Source organism: Salipaludibacillus aurantiacus (genome assembly GCF_900111295.1).
GTDB lineage: Bacteria > Bacillota > Bacilli > Bacillales > Salisediminibacteriaceae > Salipaludibacillus > Salipaludibacillus aurantiacus.
In genome coordinates this window covers 39,805-54,473 of sequence record NZ_FOGT01000012.1, presented here as the reverse complement: position 1 = coordinate 54,473, position 14,669 = coordinate 39,805, and the positions used below count along the sequence as shown (strand labels likewise).

Sequence of the window (14,669 nt, the reverse complement as noted above, 5' to 3'; positions counted from 1 at the left end):
ACTGTTAACTTCAGCTTCAGGTTCGATATAAAAGTTAACACCGTAATGGATCTCTTTTATTTTTTCGTGAGGCAACTCGTCCAGAGTTAGCCGGAAATCGGAAGCCCCTCACCGTTTGTTTGCTTTGTACCCAATAACTGCCGTATTTTTCTTCTGCTTCTCCATTAATTGTTTAAGAAACACAGCTGCGTCCTTTGTAACCTTCATGAGGAACCTCCTTTTAGTATGATCATACACGTTTCTTAACGTAAGTAAAAGCGCTATATTTAATGAAAAAACTTATAAAATTGCATAACAAACTTAAAATTACTTAAATTAACTTATATAAATTGCAATCTATAAGTTTTTAGCTTATAATTATATTTATCATAGACTGGAGGAAATACGATGAATCAAGAAGAACGTATGGAAGCGATTAGTCACTATCTGATCGGCCATTCGTCCATTCAAATTGAAGATATTTGCGATATGTTTAACGTCTCAAAGGATACGGCGAGAAGAGATCTTGTCCGGCTGGAGGAGGATGGACGTATTATCCGTACACGCGGAGGAGCCATGAAGAGCTCCCGTAAAGAGGATATTCCAAGTTATGAGGTACGGATGGAAAATATAACAGAAGACCACCGGAAAATCGGACGGCTTGCTGCTGAAAAAGTGAGAGCCGGTGATAGAATTATACTGGACGCTTCCACAACTGTGCAGACATGTTCAGCAGCTTTAGAGGGGAAGGAATGTACCGTCGTAACTAATTCGCTGCACCAGGCAGACCTGCTCGCATCGTATCACTCTGTAAATATTCATGTGGTCGGCGGAATTCTTCATAAGAGCCACCGGTATATGTACGGGAACGAAGCAGTCAACAGTATGTCGCGTTTTTTTGCAGACAAAGCATTTATAGGCGTGGTCGGTATTTCGGAAAAGGGTCTCACTGTCGCTCATGAAGAAGACGGGGCTATGAAAAGGAAGATGATCGAGCAGGCGGGGGAAGTTTTCGTACTCGCCGATTATAGTAAATTTGACAGGAATGACTTTGTTAAAATTGGAGATCTGGAAGAAGTGGACCACATTATTACCGACCGGCCACCCGGAGAGTCATTACAAAGTTATTTTAAAATGAAAAATGTAACAGTTCACCTTGTTTAATATAATAGTATTATGTTAATAAACGGGCTGGTTTGCGTGACTGTCCGGCAGGCGAGAAAATCTTCCCGGTTTATTAAATAAAAAAACTGCTCTTTAAAAGGGCAGTTTTTCTTTTGGATAGGGGATGAGCAAATCTGCTAATCACTTAAATTGATGTATGATACGATAGAATAATATAAGACTGAGCTGTAAAGGAGAGGCATGATGAAAGAGTTGTGTGTTATTCCGTGCGGCAACAAAAAGATATGGGACAGTGAACCCTTGAGAAAGGCGGCCAGGGCAAAGCACGCCTACACCGGTGTATTTCACAAGCTGTGTAAACAATATGCCGTCCGTTTTTTCGAAGACTATGTCATTTTGTCAGCCAAGCATGGCTTTCTCAGACCGGATGATTGGGTTCCAGGCCCTTATGATGTCAGCTTTTCAATGAGAAACAGTGAGGTCATCTCACCTTCTGCTCTTAAACAGCAGTTTGAAGAGAAATCACTGGACACCTATGAGCAGCTTGTTGTTCTGACTGGAAGAAAATATGTACCGGTAATGGAGTCAGCCTCAGGTAACAGAAGCATCCTTCACTTTCCACTTCTTAAGTGCAAAGGAATAGGATACATGCAGAGGGAGCTAAAGAAGGCTGTGGAGGATAACCGTCCTTTTCATAGTCAATCCGGACAGATTGGGGAGGATGAGAGGTGAAAGAACGTCATTCTTTGGAACCGGTCGTTCAGAAAGGCGCCAGGGTTCTTATTTTAGGATCTATGCCTGGAGAACAGTCTCTTCAGCGCCGAGAATATTATGGCAACCCGCGAAATCATTTCTGGCCGCTTGTCGGAGAACTTTTAAATACTGACCTTTCCACATTCAGTTATGAGCGGAAATGCGACTTTTTAAAAACAAACCATATTGCTTTATGGGATGTGATCGGCTCGTGCAAGAGGAAAGGAAGTCTGGATTCAGCTATCAGAGACGAAAAAATGAACGATCTGGCGGGACTTTTGACCACATATCCGACGATTCAATGGGTGGGTCTTAATGGAACGAAGGCTTACGAGACATTTCGTAAATATATTAAAAACCATGCTTTTCCACCAGTACCTTATACTAAATTGCCTTCTACCAGTCCTGTTCCGGGAAGAAACGTTAAATCTTTTTCCGAAAAAGTAAAAGCATGGCGGGAGATGACTGATTATTTACAGCATAACGGGGGAGAAAAAAGATGAAAGAGAATACATTATTACTTATTGACGGCTTTAATTTATTAAGCCGGGGTTATTTTGCTACAGCTTATGGAAGAAGCGAGGAGCAGCTTTCAAAAAACGAAAAAGGCGAGTATGTGAATGCCGCAAGAGTATTTTTTCAAAAATTATTTCAGCTGACGAGAAATTATAATATTACACATCTGTCTGTTGCCTGGGACGGAAAAAGAGAAGATACAGCAAGAAATCAGAAGTACGCTTTTTATAAAGCCCAGCGGACTGATCTGCCTGATCCTTTAATTGAGCAGTATCACTTAACGTGTGAACTTCTTGATAATCTGAATATCCATCAGATGAGCGTTGCCGGCTTTGAAGCAGATGATATTATTGGCGCCTTTTCAGACAAATGGTATAAAAATGATTTAGGGCAAACGTTTATTTACAGTAATGACCGGGATTTATTCCAGCTGTTGAACGAGACGACTAATCAGATCCTGGCTAAAAAAAAGCAGGAGATCATCTATTCTGCCGATAGGTTTAAGGACGATTTCGACATCTCTCCGTCCCAATGGGTAGATGTAAAAGCACTCCTTGGCGATCCGAGTGATAACATTCCCGGCTGTCCGGGAGTAGGGGAAAAATCCGCTCTGCCCCTCATTCGCCAATACGGAAATCTTAAACAATTGTTTAAAAGTGTCGAAGAATTAGATCCTGCTTTTAAAAGATATAAGAAAAAGTTACATGAAGGACAGGAATCGTGCTGGATCAGCAGGGAGTTATCAGAAATTGTGACAGACATTGAAGAAGTTGCCGGCTCTCATCCAGATGAGCTGAAACTGGATCTGGATGAAGAAACAGTTTTAAGAGAAATGAACGGGCGGGGCATTCGTGTGAAAGTCAGATAACCCTAAAAACGGCTTAAAAGGAAGGGAAAAGACACAATGATTAAGTGGCTCTTCAAAAAGAAGACATGCGATTTTTGCAAAGGGAAATTACGTTCCCCAACGACTTATGTAAATGAACGGGGCGAGGAAATAAACGTCTGTTTTCAATGCGTCCCTCAAGCTGAAAGAAAAGTATTAAGAAAAAAACTTCGGTAGAAGGGCGGTATATTAACTTGAGAATACTTTCACTTTGTCCGAGCAATACGGAACTCGCGGTTTATGCCGGTTTAGAAGACAGTCTTGCAGGAGTGGACGACTACTCTGACTGGCCTTCTTCGATTAAAGATTTGCCGAAGCTCGGGCCGGATCTTTCGATTAATGTGGAAAAAGCGGCGGACCTTAAACCCGATTTAATATTAGCTTCAGAGACGGTGCCAGGTATGGAAAAAAATATAGAAGCCTTAAAAGAAAAAGGGCTGCCTTATATTACGTTGCCTAATCCGACGACTATGACGGAGGTAGGTGACATTCTCTTATGGCTTGGAGAGCAGACCGGGGATCGTGAAAAAGGGGAGAAAGCCTATAGAAAGTTCAATCATTTTATGGATCACTATGCGGAACTGAGCCGTAAAGTAACGGAGCGGAAAACAATTTACTGGGAATGGTGGGGGAAACCCGTTTTTACTCCGGGGAAACAGAACTGGCTGACAGAGCTTTCTGAACTTGCAGGAGGAGTAAATATTTATGAAGATTATGATCAGGCCAGCGTCCAGACGGACTGGGCCGATGTGCTGTCCAGGGACCCTGACGTAATTGCTGCCATATGGGTCGGCGTACAGCAGCATAAAGTAAAACCTGAATTCATAAAAAAACGCCCCGGCTGGGCCTCTATGAAGGCAGTAACGGACGATTCCCTGCATATTCTTGAAGAACCGTATTTCTGCCGGCCTTCGCCAAGGCTTTTAACCGGGCTGGCTCAAATGGCTGCTATTTTGCATCCTGATATTTATCCACCTTATAAAGATGGGTTTGACCCGCTATTAAATTAGTAAAAAATAGAAACTTTCCCCTCCTTGGATTCGTATGAATTATTATAGAATCTAAGGAGGGTTTCGCATGCTCGGCACATTGGGGAGTGCTGTCGCCATAGTCGCTTTAACAGCGGGTGGAATGATGCTTTACAGTCTCTACCATGGATACGGTAAAAAACGGATAGTGGTAACACTGGATAACTTTTATAATAATTTTACTGAGCAGGCACATGCAACAGCACTGGAATTAAAGAGGCAGGGGAAACAAGCGGAATACCTCGGAAAAGGAAGATTCGTAGTAGATGAAGAAGTCTATGTCCTCCACACAAGAGTAATTCCTATAAAACCTCCTGCTTTTGTCCAGAAGTCTGTACTTGTTAAAAAACCTTAATCCAGAAAGCGTTTCCGCTCATCCGGCGTAGGCATTCGGCAAGATGATTTCTTTCCGAACCACTTGTAACGGTTCTTTGCAATCAGGTCGTAAAAGAAATTCCTGATAAAAGGCGGCACGATTAAAAATAAAGCAGTCAGTTTCCAGCCGCCTTTAAGTCTCCGGGCAATACGAAGAGCTGCAGAGGACTTTTCAAATATTTTACCGCTTTTCTCAATCAGCACAATGCTGTCTGTCCGCCTGTCCACCTGATATTTCTTTAACAGAGCTTTCCCTGTATCACTTTGTAATGACGCAAAAGCAAATTTTTGCTGAGGGTCCCTTTTAATAATAAACTGAACACTTGTGTCACAAATATTACAATCACCATCGAATAAAACAATATGACTCATAGTTTGCACTCCTGTCTTATATAATCGTCGTTAGTATGTTTTATACCCGAAACGGCAAAAAAATAAAAAAGAGAGAGCGGAGGAGAATGATGGAAAAAGTGATGGTTATCGGTGTCTCTGCCGGCGTTGGTAAATCCACGTTTGCTAAGCAGTTGGGAGCTAAAACCGGTACCCCTGTATACCATTTAGATACATTATACTGGAAACCGGGCTGGGTAAAGTCAACACAAGAAGATTTCACGTACGCACAACAAAAGATTGTAAACAAAAGAGAATGGATTATTGAAGGTAATTATTCATCAACCTACGAGATACGAGCTGAAGAAGCAGATACGATTATATATTTAGAACTCCCGCTCAGAATATGTCTTTATCGGGTAATGAAAAGATGGCTCACTAACATAGGCCGCAACAGGGAAGATATGGGAGCTGGCTGCCCGGAAAAAATGGATAAGGAGTTTTTAAGTTTTATACTTAAAACTTATCATTCGAGAAAAAATAATTCCGAAGAAAGGCTCCGTTATTTTAATAATTTGGGGAAGCCAAAGACTGTGTACCGGTTAAAAACTAAAAAAGACATTTCCCAGTTTCTTAATAAGTTATAGAAAGAGAATGGATTTCCTAAAACGAAGCAGTACATATAAAAACAGTTGAAGTTGCTGGAACCAGCACTTCTTTTTTATTGTTAAATAAAAATACAATTAATCTCATTTAGTATTATAGAGATAGAAGTTTACAAATTGATCTTTTTTAAAGCCTCTTTAGCACTATTTTTTATATAAGATACAAAAAGTCGGTTACGATACTAAATGAGAATTTTAGTATTATTATTTTATTTTTAAAATACTAAATGAGAGTATTTGTATGTTAAAATAAAGCGATAGATCAACTGGCGAGGTGATGAGAATGACTGAGGAAGGACGATCAGCTAAGATAAATTATGAAAAGTATGTCCGGTTAACAGAGAAAGAGTTTCAGGCGTTGGGAGAGAAGATTGGTTTCCGGCAGACTGAAAACCGGATTAAACGATTAAATGAGTTGAAATTAAAAGGAAAAAGACCGTTAGAAATGACATCAGATTTTCAGGCATTAATTGCAATGGGGCCGAGAACGGTAGAGCCTATCAGAGAAAAAGAGGTATTGGAAAAAATAAAATCCATCCTCTCTGCTTCGTCTTCCCGTGACCATTTCCTGTTTATTTTAGGGTTAAATACAGGCCTCCGGCTGGGAGACATGCTACCATTAAAAGTCCAGGATGTAAAAGGGAAAAAGTATATAAAAATTGTTGAAAAATCAACAGGAAAGATTAAAAGATTTCCGTTAAATAAGGAGTTAAGGGAACAGATAACGGAATATACGCTGGGGATGGAGGATAATGATTATTTGTTTGCTTCCCGGAAGACGAAAAAACCTGTCCAGCGGGATAGAGCTTATAAAATTATTAAGCGTGCAGCAGAGGAAGCGGGGGTTGAGTTTGTAGGCACACATACGATGAGAAAAACGTTTGGTTACCATTTTTACCAGAAGTATGAAGATGTTAATTTTCTTCAGACGCTTTTTAACCATTCGTCGCAAAGTGTCACGCTGAGGTATATAGGAGTATCCCAAGAAGAAATAGATGAAACGATAGATGATTTCAGCCTGTGATTTGAGGAGCTTTAAAAAAGGTAAATTAACCACAGTTTATTTTATGCTGTGGATCCCGTTTTCATCATGAGGGAGACAAGGCATGTATAAGTAATAAATAAGTACTCAAAAGAAAAAGCAGCTTAAACATTATTATGCCGCCTTTTCTTTTGCCGTTTTATTAAAGTACCAACTGAGTGAAACGGGAACGAGTAAGATGATGAGAATAATTCGTGTCAACTGCAGAGCAGTGACAATAGCCGGATCAGCACCAACAATCGAGGCTGTTAATACCATCTCAACGACTCCGCCAGGAGCAGTGCTTAAGAGCGCAGTAGGCAAGTCCATTGAAGTGACAGAGTATAAAAGAAAACCTGAGATGAAGGAAATGAATATGAGCAAGAGAGCAAGCCCCGCATAAATAAAGCCGTATTTACCCGCATTTTTAACGTCTTTTAATAGGATGTTTTTCCCCAGGGCGACGCCCACGCACAACTGGGCACCGAGAAAGACAGCTTCAGGGATAGCCGGCACCTGGACAGGCCCAATATTCATCACGGCAGTTACCGACAGCGGAATAATCATAATCCCGGCAGGCAGCAAGTGGTGGAAACGGACACCTAACAGTACAGGCACCAGGAGCCATAAAACGTTCCACGATAGAAAGGCCGTTCCTGTATGCGCCATAAGGGTATCCTGGCCAGTGTTTTGGGCGGAGAATATATAAATGATAATGAATGGCACTGTAAAAAGAACAACGAGCAGGCGTATCGTCTGGAAAACCATCACATAGGCAGCGTTTCCCTTAAGTGATTCGCTGACTATGACCATCTCAGTTAATCCTCCTGGAATGGAGCCGAACACACTTGTGATCCGGTCGACCTTAATAAATCTTGAGACTATTGAGCTGTTTATTATACTGGCTGTAATAAGAAGTAAAGTAATGATAATATACGGAAGGGCATAAGGGCCGACCAGCTGAACTGTCTCTAACGTAAAATAAAGGCCAAAAGAGATGCCGAGCGTAATAAGACCGCTGCTTTTCAAAGCTTTCGGCCATATTAACTGTCTTCCTGACATTCCCTGCCACAGCATCACAAAGGCCAGAGGGCCTAACATCCATGGAAGAGGGAGGTTTAAAAGAGAAAAGAGGCCAGCGCCTGCAAGCCCGGCAATCAGTGTTTCAATAAACGGCTTAGTTTCTTTCATTTTATTCATCTCCAACTTAAACTTCTATCTCATTGTATCACAGACATAGAAAAAGCCGGCCGCGGCTAAGCGGTCGGCTGAATTTATTTATTCATCGTCGTCTTCAACTAATTCATAAACGCCTTCTTCGTTATGCGTTTCTTTACCCGTAATAGGGGGATTGAATACACATACCATTCTCATGTCAGTGTTGGCACGTAGAAGGTGCTCATCATGCTCATCAAGAGCATACAGTGTATCAGCTGAAATAGGGTGGATCTTATTATCTGAAAGTGTTTCTACTTCTCCGTCTCCTTCAATACAATACACGGATTCAAGGTGGTTTTTGTACCAGATGTGCGTTTCAGTTCCAGCTTTAATTACAGTATCGTGGACAGAGTAGCCCATTTTATCTTTTTTTAAGATAAGACGTCGACTCGTCCAGTTATCAGCTTTAATTTCCTGATCAGTACCAATAATGTCTTCTAGTTTTACTACTTTCATGTTCCGTGTCCTCCTTAGGTGTTTTCACTGCTTAGTTTGTAACAGTATCGCTTTTGAGATTCATTTGTTTGATCGCATCTTTAATACTTTTTTCGATGAGTTCAAATCCTTTTTCTAAGCCTTCTTCATCAATATTGATAGGTGGAAAGAGCTTAAATACCTGGTCCTGCCCGCCGGCTGTTTCCATAATCATGCCGTTAGTAAAGGCGTGTTCACACACTTTTTCACTGAAGCCTTCCACATCGGAAGAGATACCCTGCATAAAGCCGCGGCCTTTAAGGTGAGCCTTCATTTCAGGATATTTGTTAATCATTTCTTGAAGGAACTTTGTAATTCTGTCTGACTTATCCTGAATGCTTTTTTCAAATTTAGGATCTTCCCAATAAGATAAAGCTTCAGTTGCTGTAATGAAAGCATGGTTGTTGCCCCGGAATGTTCCGTTGTGTTCACCTGGCTTCCATTGATCAAGCTCAGGGCGGATAAGCGTCAGTGCGAGCGGAAGTCCGTAGCCTCCGATAGATTTGGAAAGGCAGACAATATCCGGCTTAATGTTTGCCGGTTCGAAAGAGAAGAACGTTCCGGTACGTCCGACACCTGCCTGAACATCATCAATGATAAGGATAATGTCCCAGCGCTTACAAATCTCATCCACTTTTTTCAGCCATTCAAAGCGGGCCGCATTGATACCGCCTTCGCCTTGGACAGTCTCAAGGATAATAGCTGCCGGTACAGAAACACCGCTGCCGTTATCTTCTAAAAATCTTTCTAGATAATCAAGTGTTTCCATGTCTTCGCCGGTGAAATTATCATAAGGCATCGTTACCGTATGGTTCAGTGGAATTCCTGCGCCATTTCGCTTCATAGAGTTACCTGTTACAGACAGGGAACCGATTGTCATGCCGTGGAAACCGTTAGTGAAACTGATAACCTCTGTTCTACCTGTCACTTTACGGGCAAGCTTTAATGCACTTTCCACAGTATTTGTACCCGTTGGTCCAGGAAACATAACCTTATAATCTAAATTTCTTGGTTTCAGTATAACGTCACTAAATTTCTCTAAAAATTCAGTTTTCGCTTTTGTTGCTTTATCCAATGAATGAGTAATTCCGTCGTCAAGAATGTACTCAACCAGTTTTTTCTTCATGTTTGGTTCGTTGTGTCCGTAGTTAAGAGCACCTGCGCCAGAGAAGAAGTCAATATATTCTTTTCCTTCGTCGTCCCAGATCTTGTAACCCCGTGCTTTAGTGAACACTGCAGGAAAACTTCTTACATAGCTTCTTACACATGATTCATGCTCTTCAATAATTTGCAGATCTTTGTTTGTCATAAGTGTCAATTCCCTCCGTCTTTTGTAATCAGTTTCTTTCAATCAGATCAGTTATTTGGAAAAAGGTCCAATACGATACGTGTACTCGGCTTTTGTTCCCTCTTCAGGAAAGACTTCTTCAGGGAAACATTCACGCACTTCGTAATCGGTATCGTGATCTCTTGCTAGTCGCTTGAATAAAGACTGAGAGGCTTTATTATCTTCAGTAATGGTCGCCTCCAAAAAGCGTACATTTTTTGATGCGTCTCGTGAAATCAGTTCATTTAACATTTTGGAGCCGATCCCTTTTCCGCGTTGAGATGAATCTACACCAACCTGCCATACGAAAATAACATCCGGATGTTCAGGCTGAATAAATCCTGTGATAAAACCAACGACTTCACCACGTTCTTTAGCAACCACACACGTTTCTGAGAAGTATTCAGCGAACATAATATACTTATAGGCTGAATTTAAATCAAGCGATGTTTTTTTAGCCAGAAGCCACATCCCTTGACCGTCTTCTTTTGCTGGCTGCTCTAACGTAACTGTATCAAGTACTGCCGTTGTGTTTTTACTCATTATGAAATTCCCACCTTTAAGTTTATTGTTTTGCAGCGTTGAAATTCCTCCTCAATCAAAAATTCATCTCAACCAATGAACATTATTAATCATAGGAAGTTCTTGTTAAATAATCAAACATGTTTAATCATCGTGAATAAGTATATATGTGTGTCAGTAGAGCTTAGTAGTGCTTAGAGCGTTCATCTTATTTATTTCTCCCGAATTGTGTGTATTTCAACGGTTTTGAAAATTTAAACGGCTAAAACCCTTGCTATGATAGGAAAAAAGAAAAAAAGATTCCAACAAAATTGTTGGAATCCCTGTCATGCAGGCAATCACAGCGTATTAGCTGTTTTTTGCTGCTAATTTTTTTCGTTTTTCTTCGCGTTCGCGGGTGCTTTTATCCAGAATTTTTTTCCGAAGGCGGATCGATTCCGGAGTTACTTCACAATATTCATCTTCATTTAAAAACTCTAACGCTTCTTCAAGTGTTAAAATTCTCGGTTTTTTCATCGTGACTGTTTGTTCTTTTGTGGCCGAGCGAATGTTTGTCTGCTGTTTCATTTTAGTAATATTGACAGTCAGGTCATTATCACGATTGTGTTCGCCGACAATCATGCCTTCATATATTTCAGTCCCGGGTTCCACGAAAAGGATGCCCCGGTCTTCAAGCTGAAGCATTCCATAAGGAGTAGCTTTTCCTTTTTCCATAGAGACGAGCACACCTTGTCTGCGTCCGCCGACATAACCTTCTGCGACAGGCTGATAACTGTCAAATGAATGGTTTAGAATCCCGTAACCTTTCGTTTGCGCCATAAATTCTGTCGTGTAGCCGATCAGGCCGCGGGAAGGGACTAAGAAATCCATTCTGACCTGTCCGTCTCCTTTATTCGCCATATTTATGAGTTCACCTTTACGCTCACCCAAGGATTCCATAACCGCTCCGGTGTATTCTTCAGGCACATCTACTTGGGCAGCTTCAAACGGTTCGCATCTTTGGCCGTCAATTTCACGGATAATAACTTCAGGCTTTGAAACTTGAAGTTCGTATCCTTCGCGCCTTAAATTCTCTATTAAGATAGACAGGTGGAGTTCACCGCGCCCGGAAACTGTCCAAACATCCGGGGAACTGGTATTTTCCACGCGCAGGCTGACATCTGTTTCTACTTGTGTTAACAGACGGGCTTCAATTTTCCGGCTGGTGACATGATCACCTTCGCGGCCGGCAAAAGGACTGTTATTAACGAGGAATGTCATTTGAAGAGTTGGTTCGTCAATCCGCACAAGTTCCATTGGTTCCGGATGGTCGACAGGGCAAATAGTTTCACCGACCATAATGTCTTCAATTCCTGCGATGGCGATCAGATCGCCTGCCTTTGCCTCTTTTATTTCTAAACGTTTTAACCCTAAGAAACCAAACAGCTTGGATATTCTGAACTTCTTAATTGATCCGTCACGCTGGACGAGGGCAGCCTGGTCGCCTACCCGGATCGTGCCGCGGAATACCCGTCCGACACCAATCCGTCCAAGATAATCATTATAATCAAGCATAGTGACCTGGAATTGGAAAGGTTCATCCGAATTGTCAACCGGGGCAGGGACATTGTCTATTACTGTATCAAATACTATTTTCATATCGCCGTCCTGGTTAGCAGGATCAAGGCTGGCTGTTCCGTTAATAGCAGAGGCATAGACAACAGGGAAATCAAGCTGGTCTTCATCAGCTCCGAGTTCTATAAACAGGTCCAGTACTTCATCAATTACTTCTTCAGGGCGGGCCATCGGGCGGTCGATTTTATTAACTACGACAACAGGGGTCAATTTCTGCTCTAAGGCTTTTTTCAGTACGAAACGAGTCTGCGGCATACAGCCTTCAAACGCATCAACGACTAAAAGCACACCGTCAACCATTTTTAAAATCCGTTCTACTTCGCCGCCAAAATCAGCGTGTCCTGGCGTATCAAGAATATTAACCCGTTTATCCTCATAATCAACTGCTGTATTTTTGGCTAGAATAGTAATTCCACGCTCTTTTTCGATATCGTTATTGTCCATTGCCCGTTCATTAACTTGTTCATTTTCACGGAATGTGCCGGACTGTTTTAACAGTTCATCCACTAAAGTTGTTTTCCCGTGATCCACGTGGGCAATAATCGCAATGTTTCTGATGTCCGCTCGTCTTGTCATTATTAAAACGCTCCTGTCCAGTCTTAAAATTGTTCAACTATACTATAGTACCACAAATTAAAAGTCATTTCATTAAATAAGAAATAAGAAGACCGTCCGGCAAATATAATGATCGTTCTTCAAAAATCTTTTATACTGAAATTAGCTGTTCCGGTGGATGATGAAGACACAAGGAGGGAGGAGAGGAGGAAAATGGTGAAGGACTCACTCATATCCATTAATGAATTATATATAGGATTGGAATTGAAAGATGATATTTTTGACCGTTTTGATCGCCTCCTTCTTAAAAAGGGGACTATTATTACGCCGGAACATTTAAAAAACTTAACCTCTCTGAAACAGTCATATTTCCTTTACAGAAGCACAGGGGAAGAGGGGCTTTTGATGGTTTATCCGGTGATCAGCAACCTTAACGGGTTTTTAAGGACTTTCACTTTCGTTGAAGAAAAAGGGCTTAACTTAAACGAAATTAAAAGAAATTATTACCCGGCGAAGGCGCATTTCAGGGAAAAAAAGTGGGAGTATGTCGTCGGGCTGGATTATATAAAAGAAGTTAATTATAAATATTTGGAAATATTTAGACGGTCGCATACTGAATTATACGGGGAAGTACCTCACCATATATTTGTTCGGGTGTGCGAACAGATCGCTTTCTGGCTCAATAAAACATACTGGAGCGGTTCCATTCAGCCGCTGGCTTTCTATGAGATGTGCCTCTACTGGATAAAAAAACATGCCGGCTATCTTCTCCCTTTTCTGGAAAACTTACTCGTTCCATTGCCGGAAGGAGCTTCAGTCCTTCTGGAGGACGGCGAAGAATACGAAGTCATGCAAACGAATGCTGAAGAGCCATTTAAACCCCTTTTAAGGAAAAAATATTCTTACGGAACATTCTATTTCGTGGAAGATATATTTACGGAAATACACTCCGTTCCGCCGGTTTCTACATTTAAACATAAATCAATCCGGCATTCAGACCGCTGGGAATCTTAAATGCCGGAAATCCCTAACACATTACTTTATTTGGCCTGTCCCGTATACTTGGTATTTCACAGTGGTCAACGCCTCAAGTCCCATTGGCCCCCGGGCGTGAAGTTTCTGGGTGCTGATTCCGATTTCTGCTCCAAAACCAAATTCAAACCCATCTGTAAACCGGGTGGAAGCGTTGTGGTAAACAACTGACGCATCGACAAGTGTAAAAAACTTCTCAACATTCCCGCTGCTCTCTGAAACGATCGCTTCTGAATGTTTAGTGCCGAATAGCTCAATGTGTTTTATAGCGTCGTCAAGCGAAGGAACGATTTTTACAGCAACAATTAAATCAAGGAACTCTTCTTCCCAGTCTGTTTGGGAAGCTGCCTGAATACCCGGCTGGATGGCTGCAGCTTGTTCATCCCCCCTGATTACTACGTGTTTTTCTTGCAAAGCCTCAATTAAATTTCCGAGATGTTTTTGCGCCCAATCTTCATGGATAATGACCGTTTCACACGCGTTACATACTGACGGCCGCTGAGTTTTAGAATTAACCACGATTGATATTGCCATCTCCGGGTTTGCCTCTGCGTCAATATATACGTGGCAGTTGCCAGCGCCGGTTTCAAGCACAGGAACACGTGAATTTTCAACGACAGTATCAATAAGCTCTTTTCCGCCGCGAGGTATTAACACATCAACCAGCCCTTTAGCATTGTATAAACTTTTCAGAAGCTCCCGGTCCGGGTCCTCAATCAGCTGGACAGCTTCAGGCGGAAGCGAGGATTCCGATAAAGCGTCATGAATAAGGGAAAGGATTGCTTTATTAGAATGGATGGTCGAGCTGCTTCCTCTTAATAAGATGGCATTACCGGTTTTAAGTGCTAAAGTAGCCGCGTCAATCGTTACATTCGGCCGGGCTTCGTAAATCATCCCAATCACTCCAATTGGAACAGCTGTCTTTTTAATAAGAAGGCCGTTTGGCCGTCTTGATTCCGATAACGTTTTTCCTGAAGGGTCTTCAAGATCTGTTAAGAGACGGATGGAGTCAACCATGCCGGTGATCCGGTCTTCCGTTAAAGTCAGCCGGTCGATCAAAGCTTTTGAAACGCTTTTGTTCTGCGCAGCCGTCACATCTTTACGGTTGGCATCTAAGATGACGCCGCTGTATTCTTCCAGTTTGGCAGCTATCAGGAGCAATGCCTCGTTTTTTTCTGTTGTCGTAACACCCGCCAGCGTAAGAGAATGCCTTCTTGCGATTTCTGCTTTACTTACTACTTCATTCATG

16 protein-coding genes are annotated in these 14,669 nt (G+C 41.8%); 9 read left to right on the top strand and 7 right to left on the bottom strand.

What is annotated here, in order from left to right; translation table 11 throughout:
- Positions 1-387: 387 nt before the first annotated feature.
- The 6 genes from BMW59_RS14550 (at position 388) to BMW59_RS14525 (ending at position 4,642) form a co-directional block, all read left to right on the top strand.
- Positions 388-1,143, top strand: a complete 756-nt coding sequence (locus BMW59_RS14550) for a DeoR/GlpR family DNA-binding transcription regulator (protein ID WP_093053730.1) — start codon at positions 388-390, stop codon at positions 1,141-1,143.
- Positions 1,144-1,347: 204 nt separating this feature from the next.
- Positions 1,348-1,836: a DUF6884 domain-containing protein gene (locus BMW59_RS14545; protein WP_093053727.1), complete on the top strand. Its 489-nt coding sequence runs from the start codon at positions 1,348-1,350 to the stop codon at positions 1,834-1,836.
- The gene (locus BMW59_RS14540) at positions 1,833-2,360 is read left to right on the top strand and encodes a DNA-deoxyinosine glycosylase (RefSeq protein ID WP_093053724.1); all 528 of its coding nucleotides are present in this window, start codon (positions 1,833-1,835) and stop codon (positions 2,358-2,360) included. The genes BMW59_RS14545 and BMW59_RS14540 overlap by 4 nt, the downstream gene beginning before the upstream one ends.
- A complete protein-coding gene (locus BMW59_RS14535; protein ID WP_093053721.1) occupies positions 2,357-3,241 on the top strand; it encodes a 5'-3' exonuclease in 885 nt (294 codons plus the stop codon). Before BMW59_RS14540 ends, BMW59_RS14535 begins: the two co-directional genes overlap by 4 nt.
- A 212-nt stretch (positions 3,242-3,453) precedes the next feature.
- Entirely contained in the window at positions 3,454-4,269 is an 816-nt protein-coding gene (locus BMW59_RS14530; protein WP_093053719.1) for a cobalamin-binding protein, read from the top strand.
- Positions 4,270-4,336: 67 nt separating this feature from the next.
- Positions 4,337-4,642, top strand: coding sequence for a hypothetical protein (locus tag BMW59_RS14525; protein WP_093053716.1), 306 nt, complete (start codon positions 4,337-4,339; stop codon positions 4,640-4,642).
- Here BMW59_RS14525 and BMW59_RS14520 read toward each other — a convergent pair.
- Positions 4,639-5,034: a thiol-disulfide oxidoreductase DCC family protein gene (locus tag BMW59_RS14520; protein WP_093053713.1), complete on the bottom strand. Its 396-nt coding sequence runs from the start codon at positions 5,032-5,034 to the stop codon at positions 4,639-4,641. The two genes, BMW59_RS14525 and BMW59_RS14520, sit on opposite strands and share 4 nt — an antisense overlap.
- A gap of 89 nt (positions 5,035-5,123) precedes the next feature.
- Here BMW59_RS14520 and BMW59_RS14515 point away from each other — a divergent pair, with 89 nt between their 5' ends.
- On the top strand, positions 5,124-5,639 hold the full coding sequence (locus BMW59_RS14515; RefSeq protein WP_093053709.1) for a P-loop NTPase family protein: 516 nt from the start codon (positions 5,124-5,126) through the stop codon (positions 5,637-5,639).
- Between the two features lie 301 nt (positions 5,640-5,940).
- Complete coding sequence (locus BMW59_RS14510; RefSeq protein ID WP_342740255.1) at positions 5,941-6,681, top strand: site-specific integrase; 741 nt, start codon at positions 5,941-5,943, stop codon at positions 6,679-6,681.
- Positions 6,682-6,813: 132 nt separating this feature from the next.
- Here BMW59_RS14510 and BMW59_RS14505 read toward each other — a convergent pair whose 3' ends face one another.
- The 5 genes from BMW59_RS14505 to typA all read right to left on the bottom strand — a co-directional run bounded on the left by BMW59_RS14505 (position 6,814) and on the right by typA (position 12,409).
- Positions 6,814-7,869 carry an AbrB family transcriptional regulator gene (locus tag BMW59_RS14505; protein ID WP_093053706.1) on the bottom strand — a complete coding sequence of 352 codons (1,056 nt, stop codon included), beginning with the start codon at positions 7,867-7,869 and terminating at the stop codon, positions 6,814-6,816.
- Between the two features lie 87 nt (positions 7,870-7,956).
- Positions 7,957-8,352 carry an ectoine synthase gene (locus BMW59_RS14500; RefSeq protein ID WP_093053703.1) on the bottom strand — a complete coding sequence of 132 codons (396 nt, stop codon included), beginning with the start codon at positions 8,350-8,352 and terminating at the stop codon, positions 7,957-7,959.
- A gap of 31 nt (positions 8,353-8,383) precedes the next feature.
- A complete protein-coding gene (gene ectB / locus BMW59_RS14495) occupies positions 8,384-9,679 on the bottom strand; it encodes a diaminobutyrate--2-oxoglutarate transaminase (protein WP_093053699.1) in 1,296 nt (431 codons plus the stop codon).
- Between the two features lie 51 nt (positions 9,680-9,730).
- The gene (gene ectA, locus BMW59_RS14490; protein WP_093053695.1) at positions 9,731-10,240 is read right to left on the bottom strand and encodes a diaminobutyrate acetyltransferase; all 510 of its coding nucleotides are present in this window, start codon (positions 10,238-10,240) and stop codon (positions 9,731-9,733) included.
- A 327-nt stretch (positions 10,241-10,567) separates the two neighbouring features.
- On the bottom strand, positions 10,568-12,409 hold the full coding sequence (gene typA / locus BMW59_RS14485) for a translational GTPase TypA (RefSeq protein WP_425441279.1): 1,842 nt from the start codon (positions 12,407-12,409) through the stop codon (positions 10,568-10,570).
- Between the two features lie 192 nt (positions 12,410-12,601).
- Here typA and BMW59_RS14480 point away from each other — a divergent pair, with 192 nt between their 5' ends.
- Positions 12,602-13,402: a hypothetical protein gene (locus BMW59_RS14480; protein ID WP_093053689.1), complete on the top strand. Its 801-nt coding sequence runs from the start codon at positions 12,602-12,604 to the stop codon at positions 13,400-13,402.
- Between the two features lie 21 nt (positions 13,403-13,423).
- Here BMW59_RS14480 and BMW59_RS14475 read toward each other — a convergent pair whose 3' ends face one another.
- Positions 13,424-14,668 (bottom strand): glutamate-5-semialdehyde dehydrogenase, encoded by a 1,245-nt coding sequence (locus BMW59_RS14475; RefSeq protein ID WP_093053686.1) that lies wholly within the window; start codon positions 14,666-14,668, stop codon positions 13,424-13,426.
- Position 14,669: the final 1 nt, after the last annotated feature.

Bases quoted from the DNA above. Each gene is read 5' to 3' on its own strand.
- BMW59_RS14550 (WP_093053730.1), top strand. From the start codon at position 388: ATGAATCAAGAAGAACGTATGGAAGCGATTAGTCACTATCTGATCGGC.
- BMW59_RS14545 (WP_093053727.1), top strand. From the start codon at position 1,348: ATGAAAGAGTTGTGTGTTATTCCGTGCGGCAACAAAAAGATATGGGAC.
- BMW59_RS14535 (WP_093053721.1), top strand. From the start codon at position 2,357: ATGAAAGAGAATACATTATTACTTATTGACGGCTTTAATTTATTAAGC.
- BMW59_RS14525 (WP_093053716.1), top strand. From the start codon at position 4,337: ATGCTCGGCACATTGGGGAGTGCTGTCGCCATAGTCGCTTTAACAGCG.
- BMW59_RS14520 (WP_093053713.1), bottom strand. From the start codon at position 5,034: ATGAGTCATATTGTTTTATTCGATGGTGATTGTAATATTTGTGACACA.
- BMW59_RS14515 (WP_093053709.1), top strand. From the start codon at position 5,124: ATGGAAAAAGTGATGGTTATCGGTGTCTCTGCCGGCGTTGGTAAATCC.
- BMW59_RS14510 (WP_342740255.1), top strand. From the start codon at position 5,941: ATGACTGAGGAAGGACGATCAGCTAAGATAAATTATGAAAAGTATGTC.
- BMW59_RS14505 (WP_093053706.1), bottom strand. From the start codon at position 7,869: ATGAAAGAAACTAAGCCGTTTATTGAAACACTGATTGCCGGGCTTGCA.
- BMW59_RS14500 (WP_093053703.1), bottom strand. From the start codon at position 8,352: ATGAAAGTAGTAAAACTAGAAGACATTATTGGTACTGATCAGGAAATT.
- ectB (WP_093053699.1), bottom strand. From the start codon at position 9,679: ATGACAAACAAAGATCTGCAAATTATTGAAGAGCATGAATCATGTGTA.
- ectA (WP_093053695.1), bottom strand. From the start codon at position 10,240: ATGAGTAAAAACACAACGGCAGTACTTGATACAGTTACGTTAGAGCAG.
- typA (WP_425441279.1), bottom strand. From the start codon at position 12,409: ATGACAAGACGAGCGGACATCAGAAACATTGCGATTATTGCCCACGTG.
- BMW59_RS14480 (WP_093053689.1), top strand. From the start codon at position 12,602: ATGGTGAAGGACTCACTCATATCCATTAATGAATTATATATAGGATTG.
- BMW59_RS14475 (WP_093053686.1), bottom strand. From the start codon at position 14,668: ATGAATGAAGTAGTAAGTAAAGCAGAAATCGCAAGAAGGCATTCTCTT.